The organism is Desulforamulus profundi (assembly GCF_002607855.1).
The window spans coordinates 1-2,220 of the sequence record NZ_AWQQ01000152.1; the positions used below are offsets into that span (position 1 = coordinate 1).

The 2,220-nt window shown below is 46.7% G+C and carries 1 protein-coding gene and 1 pseudogene; both read left to right on the forward strand.

All coding sequences use genetic code 11. The features are described from left to right. Positions 1-143 precede the first annotated feature (143 nt). Entirely contained in the window at positions 144-521 is a 378-nt protein-coding gene (locus P378_RS18335) for a MerR family DNA-binding transcriptional regulator (protein ID WP_099084210.1), read from the forward strand. Then, positions 490-1,947 (forward strand): annotated as a pseudogene (locus tag P378_RS23805) (IS200/IS605 family accessory protein TnpB-related protein). The gene P378_RS18335 and the pseudogene P378_RS23805 overlap by 32 nt, the downstream one beginning before the upstream one ends. Positions 1,948-2,220: the final 273 nt, after the last annotated feature.

Here is a 2,220-nt window from a genome sequence, read left to right on the forward strand (position 1 = left end):
TTAGTTTTTATACTATTACTTATCATTATAAAAAAGGAGGGAAGYAACAGTTACAGATTAATTAAACAAAAGTAAATAAAAAACAATAATCCATTGACATCGAACAARWGTTCTAATTAAAATAATGGTAMGAGGTGGTGTCAATGGAAAAGATGCTAACATCTCATCAGGTAGCAAAGCTATTAAACGTATGGCCTCACACGTTGCGCCGCTGGGAAAGAGAAGGGAAATTAAAACCACTGCGCACACCCGGCGGTCAYAGGCGTTATAAAGAATCGCAGATAATGRCTTTGATTGGTGAAGAGATAACTGAAAGARGAACAAAGCAATGCGCTGTTTATGCCCGTGTATCCACTGCAAAACAAGCCGAAGCCGGAAATTTACAGCGGCAAAAAGAGCGGTTAATAACTTATGCGGTAGAAAACGGGAAACGTGGCGGCAGAGTGGACAAAAAGCTGGTGCAGGTCATTGAAAGCGAGGTGGTTGCCGGTGAAAATGACGGCGATGGGAGTAATCCTTGAACTCACCGAAACCCAACAAACCTACCTCGATAATCTCATGGCCCGTTACTGTGCGGCAGTCAGGTGGAGCTTTAAAAGATTGCTGGAAGGCAAAGGAGTCCAGGACATCCGTCAAAGCGTACAGGTCAAGTTTAACTTCAACTCCCGCCAGGCCAACGATGCRGTGTAYGATGCCCAAAGCACCATCAAAAGCCAGCATGAATTGGTCAAGTTACACTACGAAAATGCCCGGGCCAAAGTAGAATTTACCCAAAAGCGAATAGCCAAAGCCAAATCACCCAAGAAAAAAGCCAACCTGCAAAAACGGCTGGAGAAAGAACAAAGAAAGCTGTCTTATTGGCAAAAACACCTGGAGGGCAAGACCTTTCCGGCAGTTGTTTTCGGCGGCAGAAAACTGTTTCTGGCAAGATGTAAAGGCAATATCAGTGGGGAAGAGTGGCAGGAAGCCAGAAGTAACCGTTACCTGTCCCGGGGAGACAAGACCAAGGGCGGCAACCTGAACACACGCCTGTACGAGATGAACGGACAAATCTACCTGGATATAGCCGCCGAGCCAACCGGCACAGGCCGATACAAGCGTATCACCGTTCCGGTTTACCTGGCCCATAAACCTTCCAAAAAGACAGGTAAAATCAATGGTCGAAACTACCGGCAGATGGTTTTGGATTACCTCAAAACAGGTGCCGCCTACCAGGTAGAAATAATCCGTAAGGACGGCAGGTACTATATCCATGTCACCATCGAAGAAGATGTTCCGGTTCCCTATCATGCCCAYGGCGCTGTTGGRGTRGATACCAACCTGACGGCTTAGGGGTGGCYCTGACAGACTGCCTGGGGCAGTACCGGGGCAGCTCAGTGGTTAAGACAGGGAGAATGGACTTATGCTAGAGGCAACCGAAGGAACAACCTTATCGGTGAAACGGCCAAGAAGGTAGTAGCTCTGGCAAAAGAAACAGGCTACGCCCTGGCAGTAGAGGATTTGAAATTTAAAAACGACAAGTCCGTRACGGCTAAGTTTAACCGTATGAGCCATGGTTTTGTCTGGTCAAAGTTTCTGGCATATATTGACCGGTRTGCTGCCCGTGAGGGTGTGCCGGTRATMAAGGTAAAACCGGCCTTTACATCGGTCAYRGGCATTCTAAAGTACCAGCACGTGTACGGCATATCTAATCACGAATCAGCAGGTTATGTTATAGCAAGACGTAGTYTGGGCTTCACACATGAGAAGATACCCAAAGTATTGCTTGATAAACTGATCAAAAAGAAATCTGAATTCAAGCAAATGGCTAATTGGAAACAATGGTCAGCAGTTAAAAAGGTTGTATTGGCTAAGATTAACAAACTAACGAAAAGGAAGGTGAGAAGCCTGGTTTCATGGCAGGTTCACCGGGAAAATGTGCTRGGGGTTAAAACCTTGAGCCTTTAGATTTTGCGGGTGGCACGGTACACGTTGTGAAAGGCCGTTGTCACAAGTCAGAACCCAGGYGGAGGCAACACCTTCTCCGGGCAGTACGTTTGCTTTAGGCAGCGGCGGGGAACCCTGCGGGGTGATCCACCCGGAACATAAGYGAGAGCTTATGGCCYAGCAGTTGAATCCTGTGATACTGCCTCTCGTTAGTMGGCGGGAGAGAAACCTAAATAAATCTRGATTATCCTGTATAAATCAGATATGTTTAGCTTTCAGAAACCAGGGTAAGAT